Consider the following 18,611-nt stretch of genomic DNA (forward strand, 5'->3'; position numbering starts at 1 on the left):
ACTTGCGCAATCGGAAACCACGTATTAGACACGATACCCAATAGGTTAATCAAGACCCCAAAAACCCATTTTTCAGTCAAATTAGGATAATGAACAAAATTCACTTGTAATATATTTTGATGTTAACTGCAATTTTGGTGATATCACCTGTTACAGAGATACATTCCCTTGCTTATATGCTATAGCTTGCCACTCTATTGGAGAAGATAATTTCTCTATAAAAAATAGAAAAACAAAATAAAAATTTATAAATAAACCATTTATGGACAGCTATCATTATTCCATTTTTTATTTTAAATAAATTATCACCAAATATAAAAGTAACCCATAAAAACATGCCAGCAACTCAATAAAGTTTAATTATTAGGTGATAAAAAAAAGCAATTTGAATTAATGAAACAAAAAGGTGAGTTTATAAATTCGCCATCATTTAAGCGTATTCAAAAATAATTAAGGAAATAACATGAAGAAAATAATTATTTTTATTTCATTATATTTACTGGGATTACAAATAGCTTTTTCCAACGTTAATTCAATAAATACAAACTCTGGTTACGATCTTGCGACAGAATTAACGCAACGATATAACGACACTAGAAATAACTGTGGCGATGGGGACCATCCTGCATTTTTATGTTCAGGAATTATGTTAAGAGGAACAGTCCCTTCAGATTATTATTATTCTTGGAATCCAAGTCCACACTCACAAAGTAGCGGTGGTGTCTCATTTTCTTATTTGAGAACTGATTCAAAACTTATTACATTAGATGCTGGTTACACAAATGGTTTCATTTTTTCTCCTTATTTATCCGCTTCAGCAGCTAATAAAAAACACCCTGAAGCTCTTTGTTATTTCCCTATCAATGCAGTCTCTGCCGACAGAAATGAAAAAGGATGTGGTACTATTCCTGGTTTTCCCCGCAGTGCGCCTTGTCAACAACTTGGAATTACTACAGCTCAAGAGTGGATAGAAAATGGAAGCGATGAAATGGGTCAGTGTGGTTTTGATGTCAGCATTAAACCAGGGGCAAATCACGCTGATGCCTTCATACAGGGCGTTCAGGCACGTTTACAGCTCTTGCTGGCAATAAATAATGAATTAATATTGGCTACCTGGCCCCAAAATATTCCCAATGAATTACCCATTGAAGCCTTTTTTTATCTTCCAGGAGGGCTTGATGGTGCACAACATGATCAAAGGAAATTTTATGATGTCACGGGGAAAATAGTGCCGATTATAAAGATAGTTCTTCCCGATAATTATAGCCAAGATGCTACTTTTACTTATAATCAAGAGGATCAAATCATTAAATAGCGTTTCAAAATGGTAGGAGTATTCCTTACCCCGCGCTCCGCGCGGGGTAAGGAACGCCAACATCTGATACTCTCAGTATTATGAAAACTTATTTAACAACTAAAATAAAGAACAGAAAATAAACCTAAAGGCCAAAGTCAATTCCATTAAGAACTATCACTAAAGAAATTCAATTGATAATTGAATATGCCAGATGTTAAGTTAACTATACCAATCTAACTGCAAGATGCGTGTAATTTCATATAGTATTTTAAATTGCAACTTGAAATTTAATGCGTATATATTACAAATCACTTTTTATTTCATAACTAACTACAAATGATTAAATCTAACCTCACATTCAGTCCAATACCGACATTCACTATCATGCAACTAGATTCCATCAATACACGGCAAGATGAGCTGATTCATTTACTCCATAACTGTGTCGAAAGTAATGCCTCTATCGGCTTTATTGCGCCATTGGAAGAAAACGAAGCAGAGCAATATTGGCAAGATGTTGAAGCTGATCTTATATCAGGTCATCGAGTGCTCCTTGTCGCGCTGGAAGGTGAAAATATCGCAGGTTCAGTGCAACTTTCCCTCTGCAAGAAAAAGAATGGACTGCACCGTGCCGACGTGGAAAAACTGATGGTCCATACCGCTTACCGCCAGCGTGGGCTTGGTAGAAAGTTGATGAATGAACTTGAGCGCCTGGCGAAACAATATCAACGTCATTTACTGGTATTGGATACGCGCACTCACGATCCAGCGTCTATACTGTACCGAAAATGTGGTTTTATTGAAGTCGGGCAGATCCCCAATTTTGTCATCGATTCCAACGGAGAATTTTCAGGGACAACGTATTTTTATAAGTGGATTGAAGATGTTCTGTAAAAAAACAAAAAACCCTGAGTCAAAAACTCAGGGCTTATAAATTCTGGCGGTGCGGACGGGACTCGAACCCGCGACCCCCGGCGTGACAGGCCGGTATTCTAACCAACTGAACTACCGCACCGCATGGCGTTCTGGTTGAGAACGGGGTGGATAATACGGGCTACGATAAAATCCGTCAATCGCTTTTTATAACAAAATAGTTTATTTGCACAGTATTTCGCCGCAACTATGCATTTACCCCTATTTTGCTGCTGTTCTTCAATGTATCTGTTCAGGTTTTATACGCCAAAGACAGCTTCCCCCCTTCTTTTCCACCAAATCCAAACGAGATTCATGCTGAATTAATTCTTCATCGGAAGCATAAACAATTTTCAGCCCTGACTGTGGGCGAGTAATCTTCTGGATTTCTGCAACTTGCGTACTACCTGACGTTTCCCCTTCCATCGAAAAAGCCAATGATGTCTGACCACCCGTCATTGACAGATAAACATCAGCCAGAATCTCGGCATCGAGCAACGCCCCATGGAGGGTACGTTTTGAGTTATCGATATGGTAACGATCACATAACGCATCGAGATTATTACGTTTGCCGGGGAAAAGTTTCCTCGCTAATGCCAAAGTATCTGTAATAGTACAAAACTCAGCAGTCGGTGGAATATTGCGATTCAGTTTACTGAATTCATAATCCATAAAGCCGATATCAAACGTTGCGTTATGAATAATCAACTCAGCACCACGGATAAACTCAATAAATTCATCAGCGATATCAGCAAATTTCGGTTTATCCTGCAAAAATTCATCACTAATACCGTGAACTTCAAACGCTTCTGGATCAACTAAACGTTCTGGCTTGATATAAATATGAAAATGGCGTCCAGTCAGACGACGGTTGATAACCTCCACGGCACCAATTTCAATGATGTTGTGTCCTTCATAGTGAACCCCTAGTTTGTTCATACCGGTTGTTTCAGTATCGAGGACTATTTGGCGAGTAATAGCAGTGCTCATCATGTTTTTTTGTGTCAGACTTAGATTTTTGATTAAAGACAATATAGGAAGAGTCTACCAAAAATGAACAAACAGGTAGAAATTTTCACCGATGGTTCTTGCCTCGGCAATCCTGGTCCTGGCGGATATGGCGTTTTACTCCGCTACCAACAGCAAGAAAAAACCTTGAGTGGCGGTTATTTTCGCACAACCAATAACCGTATGGAATTAATGGCAGCCATAATAGGATTAGAAGCTCTCAAACGTCCCTGTACCGTGATCTTAACGACAGACAGCCAGTATGTACGTCAAGGGATCACCCAATGGATCCATAACTGGAAAAAACGCGGCTGGAAAAAAGCGGATAAATCTCCCGTCGTCAATGTCGATCTCTGGCAGCGGCTCGATAAGGCTATCTCGCGGCATGACATTGATTGGCGCTGGGTAAAAGGCCACGCTGGACATCGGGAGAATGAACGGTGTGACGAGCTGGCTCGCACAGCCGCTAGTAACCCCACTCAAGCGGATAATGGCTATATCGAAAGCGAAAATTAACCCACCAACTCATGAGCGTCGGTGAATATTTTTCGCCGCTCCCAGTGCGTTACTGAATCTTGGTTTCATCAATCTTGCCCGCATGGGGTTTAATGTCAACGGTATCGTCCGTTTGCGGGCGATAATCACATTCAGACAACCCAATATTGACATACAGGAGTTATCAAAACGCTTTCCGTTTTGCCACGGTAAAACATGGAAGTTGGCGTGATGGATAACTTCATAATTAAGAAGACGCAGCCAATCCAATTGGCGCAGCATTGTAAACATTTGAGCTTTGCAAGATTGCCGACGATATACCGGAGCAATCATTTCCCTGAAACCTAATATACTCATTGGATTAAAACCACTGATGACCAACCAACCATCGTCTATCATGATCCTATCAACTTCTCTCAAAAGCCAATGTGGATCAATACTATAAGTCAACATATGTGCCAACAAGCAGGCATCAACAGATTTAGTTGCAAAAGGGAGATAATTGGGATCAGCAATGACATCCATATTTTGCCCTTGTAATCCTATATTGACTTGATGGCTGACCAAACAGGAACGAGTATCAATTTCGGCACTTAAGTTACCGATTTTCACTAAATGAAAACCAAAGATTTTGGGCCACCATGGTTCCAATTGACGTTCCAGAGCGACACGGTAATATTCTCCCCATGGTAACTCGACCCAAGAAGCAGGGAGGGTTATTTGCTTGATTAAACGTGCTGATCGCATGTCATCTTCCTTTCAACCTACTTATAAACCTACAATGAAAATGAGGCATATAATGGAGCTTATCAGGATACCAGCCCTTTCAGATAACTACATTTGGTTACTTTGTGATGAAAACAAGCATTGCGTCATTATCGATCCTGCTGAATCACAACCTGTGATTCATATATTAGCAGCAAATCAACTTACTCCCGCTGCGATACTGCTGACACACCACCATTATGATCATGTTGGCGGGGTTCCTGGACTACTCAAACAATATCCTAAGTTACCCGTATACGGCCCTGAAGAGACACAAAACAAAGGAACAACTCATATTGTCTATGAAGATAACACCGTTGAAATAGGAAATTTTTCTTTCCGAGTCATCGCGCTGCCAGGACATACACTTGGCCACATTGCATTCTATCAGGCTCCCTATCTGTTTTGTGGAGATACTTTGTTTTCTGGGGGTTGTGGACGACTATTTGAAGGTACAGCCGAACAAATGTTTTCCTCTCTGGAGAAAATTTCATCATTACCCGATGATACATTGATCTGCTGTGCTCACGAATACACGGTAGCAAATATGAAATTTGCAAAAGCAGTATTACCTGACAATCAGATTATTCACGATTATTATCAAAAAATGCTTAAATTACGTGAAAATAACCAGGCAACAGTCCCAACAGATTTACAAACAGAGAAAAAAATCAATGTTTTCTTAAATTGCCACGATATTGATTTACAAAAAAATATCGGTATCAAACCTAATTCCATGCCACTTTCTTCTATTTTTCAGCAATTAAGGGCCTATAAAGATCGATTTTAATTTTATTGGGTTGTCTTCTACGTAATAGGCCAGTATCATTGCTCACCTTTTAGGCAAGCATTAGAAAAGAACATGAAGACAAAAACGATCTTGTTCACCTCTGTTCTTCTTGCTGGGTGTCAATCGGGCCTGCAAACAAAGGCGCCTTCCCAGCAACAAGCACAGAAGATGTCTTCAACGAATCAGAAAGTAAACGGTATTGCAGCATCAGATGATCCTGCAAACTGGAAGGTGAGTCCGACAGCCCAACAAGATTTGTGGGGACATATTCGCGATGAGTTGAAGATGGAAGTTCCTGCTAATAGCAGGGTGAGCGAACAACAAAGTTACTATTTGAAGCACAAGGGCCATATCCAAAATGTAATATTGCGTGCAGAACCATACATTTACTGGATAGTTGAGCAGCTTGATAATCGACATATGCCAATGGAGCTGGTATTGCTGCCCATAGTGGAGAGTGCTTTTGATCCCCATGCTACTTCCTACGCCAAAGCGGCAGGATTATGGCAGATTATCCCAAGTACTGGCCGTCATTATGGCCTGAAACAAGATAAATGGTACGATGCCCGTCGTGACATTGCGGCATCAACAACCGTCGCTCTTGATATGCTTGAATACCTCAACACGCGATTCAATGGGGATTGGCTTTTGACCATTGCTGCTTACAACAGTGGCGAAGGCAGGGTTATACGTGCCATCAAAGACAATAAAGCACAAGGGAAACCAACAGACTTCTGGTCGTTGTCATTGCCACGGGAAACAATGCACTATGTACCCAAGATATTGGCATTGGGTAACATCATTCGCCATAACGAACAGTTTGGTTTCAAACTTCCTAAGCCTAACAGCCAACACGCTCTGGCAAAGGTTGAAGTGGGGCAACAGATTATGTTGTCGCAAGCGGCTGAACTATCCGGGCTATCATTGACATCAATCAGGGCATATAACCCTGGCTATAAACAAGGTATGACGTCTCCTTATGGACCGCATTACATCATGCTACCCAGAAAGAACGTTAACCAATTTAAGGCGTCTTTGGCCAATAAAAACGTCTTGAGTGACATCCGTCTGGCGGTTAAACACAATACCTACAAGTTACAGCAACAAAGTCACTATACTGTTCGCGCCGGAGATACATTGTCCGCGATTGCAAAGCGTTTCAAGACTACTCACCGAGAATTGCAAAGGCTAAACAGCTTAAAAACAGCTGATCGGCTTAAGATCGGCCAAGTGCTGAAAATCGATAGTAGCGGCCCCGTCACCTATCAAGTGCGCAAAGGGGATTCATTTTTCAGTATTGCAAAACGTCATGGTATAAATCTTAATGATTTAATTAGCTGGAATAAAAGCATAAAAATCAAAGAGATAAAACCTGGCATGGCGTTAACGCTTTACCTTAATTAAGGGAGTTTATCCTCTCCAATATACAGTTCCCTAGCCTTTGGGACAGGGAACTATTGCATTGACAATAAAATGATAATTAGAATCAAGAAAGAGGAAATACAAATTGGTATCATTAAAACAAAATATAAATAATTTACCTAATGCCTTTATCGAAATAAAAAAGTATCTTCTACTCCCTTCTGCATTCCCATTAACGTCCACTCCTTATCTCGAAACAGAAAGTCATGATTACGGAGCCATGCGGTTTCAACTAGCTGGCAAATCGATAATTTTTCGTCAAGCTAAAACAACACCTAATAAACAAGGGCAATTTGTGACTCTTTGGAAAAGGCCAACTCCAGATTCAGAAATAATGCCTTTTGAAAAAAAGGATGACATTGATTTTTGTCTAATAGCGACTTTTTCAGAGCATCAAAAAGGTATTTTTCTGTTTGACTCACATGTTTTGATAAAACAAGGTATATTCTCAAGTCAAACTAAAACGGGTAAAAGAGCTATTCGAGTTTATCCCACATGGGTATTTCCTACGTCAAGACAAGCACTCCAAACACAAAAATGGCAATCCTCATATTTTATAAATTTCGATAAAAAGGAAACTGCCATTGAGAAATTTAAGAACATTTTCCTAAATTATAACCATACATATAATAATTAAACTAAATTATTACCGCCTATACCACTCGTCTTTCAAAATGCGTCTTATATCTCCCCGCTTCGCGGGGAGATATAAACAATCACATTGATTTGCAAGCTGCAATTTGAAGTTGAATTAGTATATTTAATTATTATAGAGCTTGGCGTTTTGTCGATTGAACGTAAGGATGCTACGCAGGGAGCCATACTGCGTACGTGGCTGGAGCAACACGTCTTGCCGGAGTTTTCAGGGCGAACGTTGCCGTCGATACCACTGTGGCGGCTGCACCCGGTTACACGTCCCAGGCTAGTGCAGCGAGCGTGATGCGCTGATTTTCAGCCCACAAATCCTCAATCCGTGGGAATCGCCCCAGAAAACAGCCGTTATCGGGTTACGGTATGCGCCATTTAAGCACCTACAGGATTTGATAAAATTAGTTATTTTATTGTTTTTAAATTATTTTATTTAGTTCAACTATCTACCATACTCCCGTATTATTTTGCCTCTGTTTACCCTATTGCCTTCTGGTCGGTACTATTGACAACAGCCTCTGTATTGCAAAAATATCATCAATAAAATAAATTTTGTTAAAAATGCAATGAAAATCTCAGGGTAACCTATACACCTCCAGATATTTCATACGACCATGCCGATACAGCTTCCAAAACGGGTTTAAGTGACTCCCCAAAGTCCGTCAAAGAGTAAATAACCTTAATTGGTGGTTTATTTCCATATACTTCCCTTAAAACTAATCCATCTTTCTCTAATTTCTTGAGTTGTATGCTTAAAGTCATCTCAGTAATATGAGGGATATCCTTTTTTAACTCACTGAATCTTTTACTTTTATCTTTCAGGTAATACAAGATGACTCCTTTCCATTTACCACCTATCAAATCCATAGCCATACTGACAGGACAAGGGTAACTCTTCCCATTCAATGAAACTTGGCAGCCCTCGCCTTTCGTAACTTCAACCATAAACTCCTCCCTACTATCTAACTGGATAGTTATTGTAATAGAAAAAAATCATCATAAACTAATTATAGCAACTATCAAATTGATAGCTTTCAAAAAAATATAACTTAAGGAAATTTAACATGTCTTTAATGATATTGGCCCACCCAAATTTTGAACAATCAATTGCTAACAAAACGATTGTTGAAGAATTAAAAAATAGTAGCATTGATCTTGAAATCCGTAATATTCATCAATTAAACCCAAATTACAACATTGATATTAATTCTGAACAAGAAGCATTATTAAGACATGATTTAATCATTTTACAGTATCCGATGTACTGGTTTAATATGCCCGCAATTCTTAAAGCTTGGTTTGATCAAGTTTTCGCATATCAATTCGCTTATGGTTCAAAAGGGAATAAATTAAAAAACAAAAAACTCCTGCCCAGTCTTACAATAGGGCAACCAGAGAAAAACTTCAAACAAGATAACAGCCAATTTCTTATAGATAGCTTTCTTAAATCCATCAAAAAATCAGCAGAATATTCACAAATGAAATATATAGAGCCAGTTATTCTTTATGATATAGCTACTGTTAATGGACATACTGAGCTCGAAATAAAAGAAAAAGCCAAAGCTCATAGTGAAAAACTAAAGAGAGTAATTCAAAGCAATATTAATGCAAATTGCTGAAATAATAATTTATGATTAACATTTAAATAAATCTAAAATTATAAGAAATAGCCAAGATCATCAAAGAATAGATATCAATATTCCTTTACTTCATGGCTATTTCATAAGCATGAACCGCAGAGGCAATTGCTATGATAATTCACCGATGGAACGGGTATTTGGTCACGTATTAAACCCGTAGATGATGGTATATAATTCCCCTTTTTTCGGAGAAATTAAATGGCGATGATTGAAGTAAAATGTCGATTTTGCCAACGAACAGAATTCGTCAAAAAGCACGGTAAAGGCGATGCGGGACATCAACGCTATCGTTGTTTATCCTGCAAACGAACCTTTCAACTCGTTGCTCTTGCTATGAACAACTCAGGTATTCGTGATACTGCCCGCGCATTACATATCAGTATCAATGCCGTTGTTCGCACGTTAAAAAACTCCAACCCCGAGGCGTAACAACGCTCTCGCTGGATAAAGTAGAAGTTCAGCTTATCTGTGAAGTTGACGAAATGTGGTCATTCGTTGGAAATAAAAAGTGCCAACGCTGGCTATGGTATGCTTGGGAACCTCGACTAAAGCGTATCATCGCTCACACGTTTGGAAGGCGGAGCAAGAAAACGCTTAAAAAGCTTCTGAAAAAATTATCGCGATTCAATGTTGCTTTTTGGTGTACCGATAAGTTTAAAGTTTACAATATGTTGCCTGAAAATACACACCTCGTTGGGAAAAGTTTCACGCAACGTATCGAGCGTGAAAATCTTACACTTCTCAACAGAATTAAACGATTGAACCGTAAAACACTCGGCGATTCAAAATCCCCTGAGATGCATGACAAAGTTATCGGAACTTTTATTGAAAGAGAATACTATCTTTAAAGCAGAACAACGGATTGAATACATGACCAAGCATAGACAATACAAGGAACAATATCTCATGTATCCATATCAATTACAATTTTCAAGGTAGTTTATATCTATACCAATCGCCATTGAAGATGCTTGATTTCTTATCCAAATCAGATCATGCTTGCAACCATGAAAATTCATCTGACACCAGAACAAAAACGTGCCCTCGAATTGATGCATGATACCACGCGTGACAGTCGAGTCTGTGATCGCATCAAGGCCGTGCTTTTGGCCTCCGAAGGCTGGACAGCTCAGATGATAGCCCAGGCCTTGCGTATTCATGAAAGTACGGTCAGCCGTCACCTAAAAGACTTCATCGCTCAGGAAAAGCTGACGCCGGAAAATGGGGGCTCTGAAAGCCATCTCTCTGCCGAACAAGCCGCTGACCTGATTGAATATTTGACCGCCAATTTGATGCATACCACGACCCAAATTGTGGCCTATGTCCAAGCACGTTGGCAGGTGTCTTTCAGCGTGGGGGGGATGACGAAATGGCTTCACCGCCAGGGTTTCAGCTATAAAAAGCCAAAGGGAGTGCCTCATAAATTCGATGCGGATAAACAGCAACAATTTATTGATGACTACAAGATGCTGAAAGACAGGGCGGCTCAGAATGAGCCGATCCTATTTATTGATGCGGTGCATCCTTCACAGTCCACAAAGCTCAGTTATGGCTGGATGAAAGCAGGGAAAAATCAGGTAAAAGAGGTTGAAACCACCGGCAGTCGTACCCGTCTCAATATTCTGGGTGCGCTGAATTTACAACGGATTGAAGACACCGTGATCCGTGAATATCCAAGCATTAATGCTGAAAATATCGCCTATTTCTTCGGTGCGCTCCGAGAAACTTACCCGCTGTCGCAAAAAATCCACCTCATTCTGGATGGAGCGGGTTACCACCGAGCCGAGTTGGTGAAAGATATTGCATATGTCCTGAATATTGAATTGCATTATCTCCCGCCTTACAGCCCAAACCTCAATCCGATAGAGCGATTGTGGAAGTATATGAATGAGCAAGTGCGTAACAATATCTATTTTCCGGATGCGAAGACCTTCCGTGAAACCCTTCGTCACTTTTTTCATGTCACTTTGCCAGAAAAAGCGAAAGAGCTCACGACTCGACTGACTGATAATTTTCAGACTTTAAAACCTGCATCTTCAAGTTAGATTGGTATATATAATATAACAATATCAATCAATAATGGTTCTAACTATGTTATACCTAAACTTCACCTCATATTTTTCTTTACTGAAATTAATATCTGTAGGAGAATACTTCTGAAGTAAAATATCTTTCAATTATTCATGAGACTTTATTATGATAGAATCAATTTTAAATAACGCAGTAAAACATTCCAGGGCGTTACTAAAGGCGAAAGCAGGAAATAAGTATTACTTTGATGATAATCTCCTTAAGGAAAAAGGAAAAAGGAAAAAGGAAAAAGGAAAAAGGAAAACATAAGGAATTTTTATATGGTTACGAAATGAATTTGCATAAACATAACGAATTTAATAAATCAAGAAACTTTGCAGATACATTAAGGAAAACCAATGAATCTGATATTGAAAAAGACAGAACAATAAAAAACAAAATTTACAAAAATTTATATGAAAACATTATGTATGAAAGAAGAATAAATGAACAAAACATAAAAAAAAGAAATGAGATAAGATCTGCTTTTCGTGAACAAGAAGAATATAGAAGATTATATAAAATCCATAAAGCAGAACGAGAAGCTACTATTTATAAAGAATTATATAATTATACATTGGATAATAAAGAAAACCTCTTAACCGGAAATTGCCCTGATTACTGTAACTGTGCTTTTAATTATTTAATAAATAACTGTCTTGATGATATTTTGAGATTTTTTAATACTGGTTCGGCAACTCCTAATCATATCTACATTCAAATAATTGGTACTTTAGGAATGTATGACCATGTATTTATAACAATAGGTGCTTTTAATCATAATATGTTTAAACCTACATTGGGTAGGTTATATCATAATCTACCAAAAGAATTATGGATATGTGATCCTTGGGCAAATATTGTTTGTCCTGCTGAAAAATATAACGAACAATGGAAAAATAAAATGGATAAATGGCACTACATAGGTAAATGCCTTACACTAAAAGAAACTCCCATTCCTAATGGGCAAGTCATTCCTCCTTCTGCTAACTGTGAATCCCCTATAAAGAAAAGTACATATCTTACGATCCAAAACAGTGTAAAAAAAGTATTTAATTTAGCAATTATATCACCTGACAAGAACGTAATAATTACAGCTATCACCTGACAATAACGTAATAATTACAGCTCTATAACGACACAAATAATTTATAATAAAATAACCCATATGCATAATTAAATATATTTAACAAATAATTTTCAATAAATAATGTTATGTCGCCATTCTATTATTATGTTTTAAATTTGTGACCCAGCTATCTCACAATAAAAATAAGATCAACATAGTAACTGTTTTGCTGAAGTTTATAGAAATAGCAGTTACAAATATTCTCGCTGGAAGAGAAGATATCCATTGCAGTTATCTTCTCATTATTTCAATCAAAATAAACTCTAGCCATTTTTATGATATCTTACGAACCTTACGCTCAATCAATTGACCACGCTAATCAAAATACCGACTAGGCCAGATTTCCGGTTATGCTCCCAATGATTAGATCTTGTGATAAACTTCCTGCTTTTTATTCTGGGTGAGATATGGCTAATTTGCAATGTACCGGACGTAGTGCGGCCTAACAGGTTCATATGATCATGTTCATAAAGTGCCCTGACATCAGCACTTGTCGCTAGACTGGCGCTAAAGGCGTTAGGGGCGAATTGTTCTACAAACTCATCCCACAATATGTGATCGGCTGTTCCACTTAATCACATAGCCTGTCAGTTTCTTATCATTGGCAGATAATGAAGCGGTACGGATTTCAAAATCATTTTTCATCGATAAACTCCCAGATTATCAAGAGGCTTTGATTTCCAGCACTTTGATTGCGTTAGAGTCCACCAGCCCACCGCCTAAATATTTATCGGTGTGTACCTTATAGAATCCCGGCTCGGTGATATTGTCAGGATGGGTACGAATACCCGTTTGATGATCAACGATGAAGTAACCGCGTTTGAAGTCCCCCAGACTAATGATGTCATCTGGCATAAATTCGAGATAATGGACAGGTAAGCCCAATAACATATCGGGATCACCTGCCTGTAAACGCTCCCGCCAGATATAATCTCCATTACCATTTTTCAGCTTTTGAACTTGCGCGGCAGTTGTGGAATTCATCACCCACACCGCATTTTTACGATATTTGTTCTTTAGCAGGAATTTCAGGTCAATCAGGCTATCAGCTTCAAGGCTGGTAACTTCCAGCTTTTGCAGCGTACCAAATGCGCGTACCTTGTCAGCTTGGGTGTCACGGGGATAAGACAAAAAGCCTTTCGCTTTTTTGCTACCGTCACCGCTAACCAGATCTGTTTCTTCGGTATCAACGAAAGTATCTGCGATCTCAGCAGTCAGCCTAAAATATCCACATCACTAAAGTCGATAATTTCCTGTGTGGTTTTGGGGTAGGCATAGATAGGAAATAGTTTGATGCTGACTTCTTCCATCTTTGGTGTCGCAGTCTCACTACACGCCTTACCTTCTTCCCCGTGGATAAGGTGCGGGTTTCGCCAGTCAAAACATAGTGACGTAATTAATCATTACTGAGCTTTTTACTGGTCGGTTGATTCTTTGCCTGACTGCGTTCTTCATCAGATAAAGACTCATAACGGGCAATTTCCGTATTCAGGTTATCGGATTGGCTACACAGCTCGTCGAACTGTTTGGCTTCATCAGCATTGAGTGAGCGTTTTTCGTTTTCGGCTTTGGTCAGCAGCGAACGCATTTGTTGGGTTAAATCGGCTTTTTGTTGGCGTAATTCAAGTAATTTTTTCATGATATTTCTATAATTAATTTGTTTTTTCAGTAAGTGAATTTTTAACACCATGAAAAATAATAATAAATGATTCCAACCATGATGTTTAAGTATACAAAAAATTAATGTTTTTTTGTTTAACAAAAAAAGGGATTAAGCACTTTCGTTAAAAATGAAGTAGAGTAAAATACAATAAGTAACACAGTCATTATTACCTGTGTATCTCAAGGTAAAAAACCAATAATCAGAGCTAAAGATAGTCTTTCTTAAGAAGTTAAATCAACTAATTATGATTTTTCACGTAATTAATAGGAGTGTTAAAAATGTCTGATAAAGATTCGTTAAGATCGTATATAGATAAAATTCGAACAAATAAAATAGATAACCATCAATTCAATAATATACATATGGATATGGTTAATTGTGGAATAATATTAAGGCATTTAAATGCAACATCTAGCATGAATGCACATCCTACTATTATGACTGCACATGATTTTGTTAACTCTATAGATGAATTAAATAAATTAAATAGTAATGAGCACAAGCGATTTGTGATTAACGCTGGTAATGATAGAACGCATTTTGCCTCAGCTAATGTTTTTAAAGATGTGGATAATAATATTTCTATCATTTTTGTTGATTCAAGCCGTGGAAAAAATCAATTCATTCTTTTTAAACTATATTTTGCTTTTAAAGATAAACCCAACATAAAAACTCTTTATATTTATAACCAAATACAAAATAGTGATGCAGATTGCCTACTCTTTTCACTCCATTTTTTGAAAAAGATGCATAAATATAGTGATCACTTTGTAAAGCTTCATCAAGATCTTTTCAATAATAAAATAGAATTTATTAGGGAAAAACACTTACCTTACAAACCAGAACTTGATGATGAATCATTAAAAAAAGCGCGAGTTGTATTTTTCGATCAAGCAATAAAATTATTGCCTATTGATTTTTTTAAACACGCACAGTCAATGAATTTAATGAATACTTATAATGATTACTTCAAAAGTCATTTTGATGAAATCAAGGATATGAAAGCGAATAAGCAGCCAGGAGGAAGAGAGTCATTGATAAACAGATATAAGCGCCATGAAGTAACCCGCACAATTGACAAAAAAAAACGTACCTACAGTAACTCTATTGAAGAAAAAAGACTTAGTCTTGCTGAAGCGGTGCTACATTGGCTCGATGAGTCATGAATAAAAAATAGGTTATATATAACTTTTCAAAATGGTAGGAGTATCAAAGAAACTCAGTCCAAATTTTGCAAACTTTGATTTTCCACAAACAAAAATGCAAAAAAGAGGACTGAGTTATGCTTATCTTACCACCCACTTTCCGCATTGAACGCCGCCTGATGAAAAAAATTGCCCAAAAAACGCAAGATAAAAGATATGCTATCCGGGTTATGGCCATGCTCTCACTTTATCGGAATGAATCAGTTCCTTTTGTCTCTGAAGAATTTTGTGTCGCGCCGTCTTCTGTCTGGCGTTGGATCAAACGTTTTAGAACATATGGTTGGATAGGATTAAAAAGCCAGCCCGCGGGCCGCCCTCGGCAATGGAATTTGACCGTTCTTTTACCTTTTATTCATTATTTACTCGAACTTTCACCACAACAGTTCAATCATGTCCGTTCTCGCTGGAGTCTTGAACTTTTCATTATTCAAATCAATAAAATAATGCATGTAAAATATAAGCCCGACCCTCAATATGAAGAAAAAATGGCACGTATTAATCAAGCATTATCGCAGGTATCAAAAGAAAATCCCGTATTTTATGAGGATGAAGTGGATATTAATTTCAACCCTAAAATAGGTTCAGATTGGTATTTCAAAGGGCAGCAAAAAAGGATTCTTACACCGGGAAAAAATCAAAAATATTACCTTGCAGGTTGTTTTGATATTCAAACCGGAAAAATTTTCTATACGGGTTACGGTAGAAAAAATTCTCAATTATTCATCAATATGTTAGAAGAATTAAAACGCCACCACCGTCATGCGAAAACGTTAACAGTCATTTTAGACAATTACAACATTCATACCAACCAACGAGTCAAGGCTTGGTTGAAGCAAAATCCAACAGTAACCCTGTTATTTCTCCCCGTTTATTCTCCATGGCTGAATAAAATAGAACGGTTATGGCAATCATTGCATGAAACGGTGACACGAAATCTAGGAAATATGAAACTCTCATAATTATGAAAAGTTATATATCAGTAAGATGATAACCTTTCATCTTTTGAGTCGCTCCTGCTCGATAGATGGTTATTTAGGGCTATCACAAACCCAAATTTCAAGCGGGATTTATATCCAGCAAAGCCAATTTCACCAAGGGTGAAAATAAAATTGTCCCTGCTTCTGACACTTTTATATTTACTTTCTCCAGTTTCTCTAATTTCATTTACCTGCCAGAGATACCCCCTATAAATCTTTTTCATCCTCTCAGTTACACGACCGGGTACCCCAAATTCCTGAGCCGCGGCAATGGTGGCATTACTCAACCCATCTTTCCGCTCACCGTTCGTTGAGGCCGGAACACCAACAACCACCTTAACGTTCTTTAAGGCTTCAATCTTTTCCTGTAACGCTTTAAGTGCTTTACCGTTGAAATTGCCAGAGTTTCTAATCATCGCACCACCAACATATGCCGGGAGACTAATTTGCCCTACAGGATTCGAACCTGTGACCTACGGCTTAGAAGGGCAATTATTCCTGATTTTAGATGATTTCTATCGATTTCATTTCATTTCATCTTTTTGATTTTAAATTATTTTTACATATTGAATGATTTCATTCTATGTCATACTATTTCACTATTAAGACACCCATTAGAGCACCCGTAATTATGGCTGGATTATTACTTACCGATAGCAAGATAAAAGGCATTAAACCTAAAGATCAGGCTTACTATGTTTGGCAGGCATCAGCTACTCGTGGAACAGGTAGATTAGGATTAAAAATCTATCCCTCTGGTAGAAAGGTCTTTGTCTATAAGTACCATCTTAATGGTTCGAGAAAATTCCTGACATTAGGTGATTACCCTACACTTACTCTGGCTGAAGCTGCGTCAAAAGTTCAAGAAGCCCAAGAGCAATTATCCTCTCCTAATCAAACCATCATAGAACATGCCACAATCGAGCAGCTATTTAAAGATTATATTACTGACCAGAAGCGCCGTGGCAAGAGATCTTATGACAAAACTCAATACAGGCTAAATCAGGTATTAGATAGCCAGTATATTGATAGAAATACTCCGGCAAAAGATATTACCCCAGACCACATTAAAAGAGTATTGGCTGAATTTATTTCACGTGGGGCTGTCGCTGGTTCAAATAAGGTTCGTTCTAATCTTCATGCGGTATTTAACTTTGGTTTATTCGCTGACAATGATCCTGCCAAACTGAATGAAAAAGTTATTTATGGCCTTGACCGAAATCCCGTGACCATCGTTCCGCGCCAAGAGGGCGCTGATAAAGCACTGGATAGATTTTTATCTTGGGATGAAATGAAAGAGATTTTAAAACTGTTTCGTATTTCGTCAGAAATATTTCCAATTCATCCTGGTTATGGCCGATTAATATTACTCTGCATTTTCACTGGTGGTCAGCGCCCTTGGGAAATAATGACCAATACAAAAGATAACTGGGATAAAAATAATAATACTCTGACAGTGCCACCTCATATTTCAAAAAATGGGGATTACCATGTCATTCCATTGTGTAGATCTGCTACCGAAATATTAGAGTACCAAATCAAGCAATACCCAGATTCAGAATTCTTGTTCCCCGGAGACACGAAAGAAGGCCATCTACTGGCGGCTGAATATGCCAAACAGATACGCAAATTTTGTATTCGCTATGACTTTGAAAAATTCACACCAAGAGATATCAGGCGAACTTTTAAGACACTTGCAGGGGAGATGGGAATTAGCTCTGAGATGAGAGATAGATTGCAAAATCACAAAAAGCCGGGTGTATCAACCAAGCACTATGATCGTTATGATTATCTGAAAGAGAAACGGGAAATTGTGGCGCAATGGGAACAGAAGTTACTATCACTATAGGGCAGAAATTTGCCCTTTAACATTTGGGTTAGTGTTGCACTTCGGCGTTGAGTTCGCTAAAAAATTTCATTTTTTCAAAATAACCTTTTTTGCGAATAAGTTCACAAAATAGAAATGATCAGGGTTATTCTAAAAATCAGACCTATTTTTTTATTTGTAATTCATTATGTTATAAAAACCCCCTCGATTTTGGCACAACATCACTCAGTATAATGCACTCACCAGAGTGAATCTTCCGGTAATTTATTTTACAACGGCAATGTTTTTAACTTTTTACGCTGTGATTGTACAACACGCTTTTTTCCTCCACTTGATTTTATTTGGTTTTTAATTGTCAGCTCCTTATTATTTCCGGCAGATTTTTTATCACGAACGGAACAAATCATTCTGGCTTAACCGAACATTTCTGCCTTATTCAAAACAGGAAGTGGCCTATTTTCAGCTTATTGTCAGACTGGAAAAGCAGGTGCGCTGAATAGGCTCTCCTTTCCTGCCGAATATGACGATGTCCCTGTTAAGCCCATTGCTATTTTATATTCCATCGGCATGAATTCAGGGAGACAGACCGTGTCAGAAAAAGAGAAAAAGCCCCTCACAACATTGCAGGAAGGAAAAGCGCTGTTGGAACAGGGACAGGAAGCAATAACAAAACAGGCTAAAACGCTGTTAGCGGATGCAAGCGGTAACGCCAGCGACCTCCTCAGTTCAGTAACAGGAATAGCCGGTAAAGTTGGATTACCG

At 38.1% G+C, this 18,611-nt stretch carries 15 protein-coding genes, 1 tRNA gene and 4 pseudogenes; 13 read left to right on the top strand and 7 right to left on the bottom strand.

Features of this window, described 5'->3' with window-relative positions; all coding sequences use genetic code 11:
* Positions 1-463: 463 nt before the first annotated feature.
* Both WDV75_RS03100 and WDV75_RS03105 read left to right on the top strand, forming a co-directional pair.
* On the top strand, positions 464-1,315 hold the full coding sequence (locus WDV75_RS03100) for an N-acyl homoserine lactonase (protein WP_273571832.1): 852 nt from the start codon (positions 464-466) through the stop codon (positions 1,313-1,315).
* Between the two features lie 318 nt (positions 1,316-1,633).
* Complete coding sequence (locus WDV75_RS03105; protein ID WP_273571833.1) at positions 1,634-2,191, top strand: GNAT family N-acetyltransferase; 558 nt, start codon at positions 1,634-1,636, stop codon at positions 2,189-2,191.
* Positions 2,192-2,235: 44 nt separating this feature from the next.
* Here the strand turns inward: WDV75_RS03105 and WDV75_RS03110 are convergent.
* Together WDV75_RS03110 and dnaQ are read right to left on the bottom strand one after the other, a co-directional pair.
* Positions 2,236-2,312: transfer RNA gene (locus tag WDV75_RS03110), tRNA-Asp, on the bottom strand.
* A gap of 137 nt (positions 2,313-2,449) precedes the next feature.
* A complete protein-coding gene (gene dnaQ / locus WDV75_RS03115) occupies positions 2,450-3,199 on the bottom strand; it encodes a DNA polymerase III subunit epsilon (RefSeq protein WP_189761127.1) in 750 nt (249 codons plus the stop codon).
* A gap of 1 nt (position 3,200) precedes the next feature.
* On the opposite strand from dnaQ, the pseudogene rnhA reads away from it, so the two are divergent.
* Positions 3,201-3,733, top strand: a pseudogene (gene rnhA / locus WDV75_RS03120) (ribonuclease HI).
* A gap of 9 nt (positions 3,734-3,742) precedes the next feature.
* On the opposite strand, the gene WDV75_RS03125 reads toward rnhA, so the two are convergent.
* Positions 3,743-4,459, bottom strand: coding sequence for a class I SAM-dependent methyltransferase (locus WDV75_RS03125; RefSeq protein ID WP_273571834.1), 717 nt, complete (start codon positions 4,457-4,459; stop codon positions 3,743-3,745).
* A 52-nt stretch (positions 4,460-4,511) separates the two neighbouring features.
* Between WDV75_RS03125 and gloB the strand changes: the two genes are divergently transcribed.
* From gloB to WDV75_RS03140, 3 genes are all read left to right on the top strand, one after another.
* On the top strand, positions 4,512-5,267 hold the full coding sequence (gloB, locus tag WDV75_RS03130) for a hydroxyacylglutathione hydrolase (RefSeq protein WP_273571840.1): 756 nt from the start codon (positions 4,512-4,514) through the stop codon (positions 5,265-5,267).
* 72 nt (positions 5,268-5,339) lie between these two features.
* Positions 5,340-6,671, top strand: coding sequence for a murein transglycosylase D (gene mltD, locus WDV75_RS03135; protein ID WP_273571835.1), 1,332 nt, complete (start codon positions 5,340-5,342; stop codon positions 6,669-6,671).
* Between the two features lie 103 nt (positions 6,672-6,774).
* Complete coding sequence (locus WDV75_RS03140) at positions 6,775-7,326, top strand: MepB family protein (protein WP_273571836.1); 552 nt, start codon at positions 6,775-6,777, stop codon at positions 7,324-7,326.
* 596 nt (positions 7,327-7,922) lie between these two features.
* Here the strand turns inward: WDV75_RS03140 and WDV75_RS03145 are convergent.
* The gene (locus WDV75_RS03145) at positions 7,923-8,282 is read right to left on the bottom strand and encodes a winged helix-turn-helix transcriptional regulator (protein WP_273571837.1); all 360 of its coding nucleotides are present in this window, start codon (positions 8,280-8,282) and stop codon (positions 7,923-7,925) included.
* Between the two features lie 119 nt (positions 8,283-8,401).
* Here WDV75_RS03145 and WDV75_RS03150 point away from each other — a divergent pair, with 119 nt between their 5' ends.
* From WDV75_RS03150 to WDV75_RS03165, 4 genes are all read left to right on the top strand, one after another.
* Positions 8,402-8,956: an NAD(P)H-dependent oxidoreductase gene (locus tag WDV75_RS03150; protein WP_273571838.1), complete on the top strand. Its 555-nt coding sequence runs from the start codon at positions 8,402-8,404 to the stop codon at positions 8,954-8,956.
* Between the two features lie 219 nt (positions 8,957-9,175).
* Positions 9,176-9,825, top strand: a protein-coding gene (locus WDV75_RS03155; protein WP_273571839.1) for an IS1 family transposase whose coding sequence is annotated in 2 segments (ribosomal slippage) — positions 9,176-9,380 and positions 9,380-9,825 — 651 coding nt in all. Because the reading frame shifts where the segments join, the coding sequence is not laid out codon by codon here.
* A 159-nt stretch (positions 9,826-9,984) separates the two neighbouring features.
* Positions 9,985-11,022: an IS630 family transposase gene (locus WDV75_RS03160; protein ID WP_338860671.1), complete on the top strand. Its 1,038-nt coding sequence runs from the start codon at positions 9,985-9,987 to the stop codon at positions 11,020-11,022.
* A gap of 230 nt (positions 11,023-11,252) precedes the next feature.
* Positions 11,253-12,155 (top strand): hypothetical protein, encoded by a 903-nt coding sequence (locus tag WDV75_RS03165; RefSeq protein ID WP_273571288.1) that lies wholly within the window; start codon positions 11,253-11,255, stop codon positions 12,153-12,155.
* Between the two features lie 431 nt (positions 12,156-12,586).
* On the opposite strand, the pseudogene WDV75_RS03170 reads toward WDV75_RS03165, so the two are convergent.
* Positions 12,587-12,821 (bottom strand): annotated as a pseudogene (locus WDV75_RS03170) (HK97 family phage prohead protease); the annotation flags it as partial.
* Between the two features lie 18 nt (positions 12,822-12,839).
* Positions 12,840-13,815 (bottom strand): annotated as a pseudogene (locus WDV75_RS03175) (phage major capsid protein).
* Positions 13,816-14,117: 302 nt separating this feature from the next.
* Between WDV75_RS03175 and WDV75_RS03180 the strand changes: the two are divergent.
* Positions 14,118-15,005, top strand: a complete 888-nt coding sequence (locus tag WDV75_RS03180; protein ID WP_273571290.1) for a YopJ family acetyltransferase — start codon at positions 14,118-14,120, stop codon at positions 15,003-15,005.
* A gap of 116 nt (positions 15,006-15,121) precedes the next feature.
* A pseudogene (locus WDV75_RS03185) lies at positions 15,122-15,985 on the top strand (IS630 family transposase); the annotation flags it as partial.
* Positions 15,986-16,020: 35 nt separating this feature from the next.
* Here WDV75_RS03185 and WDV75_RS03190 read toward each other — a convergent pair.
* Positions 16,021-16,437 carry a hypothetical protein gene (locus WDV75_RS03190; protein WP_273571293.1) on the bottom strand — a complete coding sequence of 139 codons (417 nt, stop codon included), beginning with the start codon at positions 16,435-16,437 and terminating at the stop codon, positions 16,021-16,023.
* A gap of 215 nt (positions 16,438-16,652) precedes the next feature.
* Between WDV75_RS03190 and WDV75_RS03195 the strand changes: the two genes are divergently transcribed.
* Positions 16,653-17,870 carry a tyrosine-type recombinase/integrase gene (locus WDV75_RS03195; RefSeq protein ID WP_273571295.1) on the top strand — a complete coding sequence of 406 codons (1,218 nt, stop codon included), beginning with the start codon at positions 16,653-16,655 and terminating at the stop codon, positions 17,868-17,870.
* Positions 17,871-18,611: the final 741 nt, after the last annotated feature.

The organism is Xenorhabdus griffiniae (assembly GCF_037265215.1).
GTDB lineage: Bacteria > Pseudomonadota > Gammaproteobacteria > Enterobacterales > Enterobacteriaceae > Xenorhabdus > Xenorhabdus griffiniae.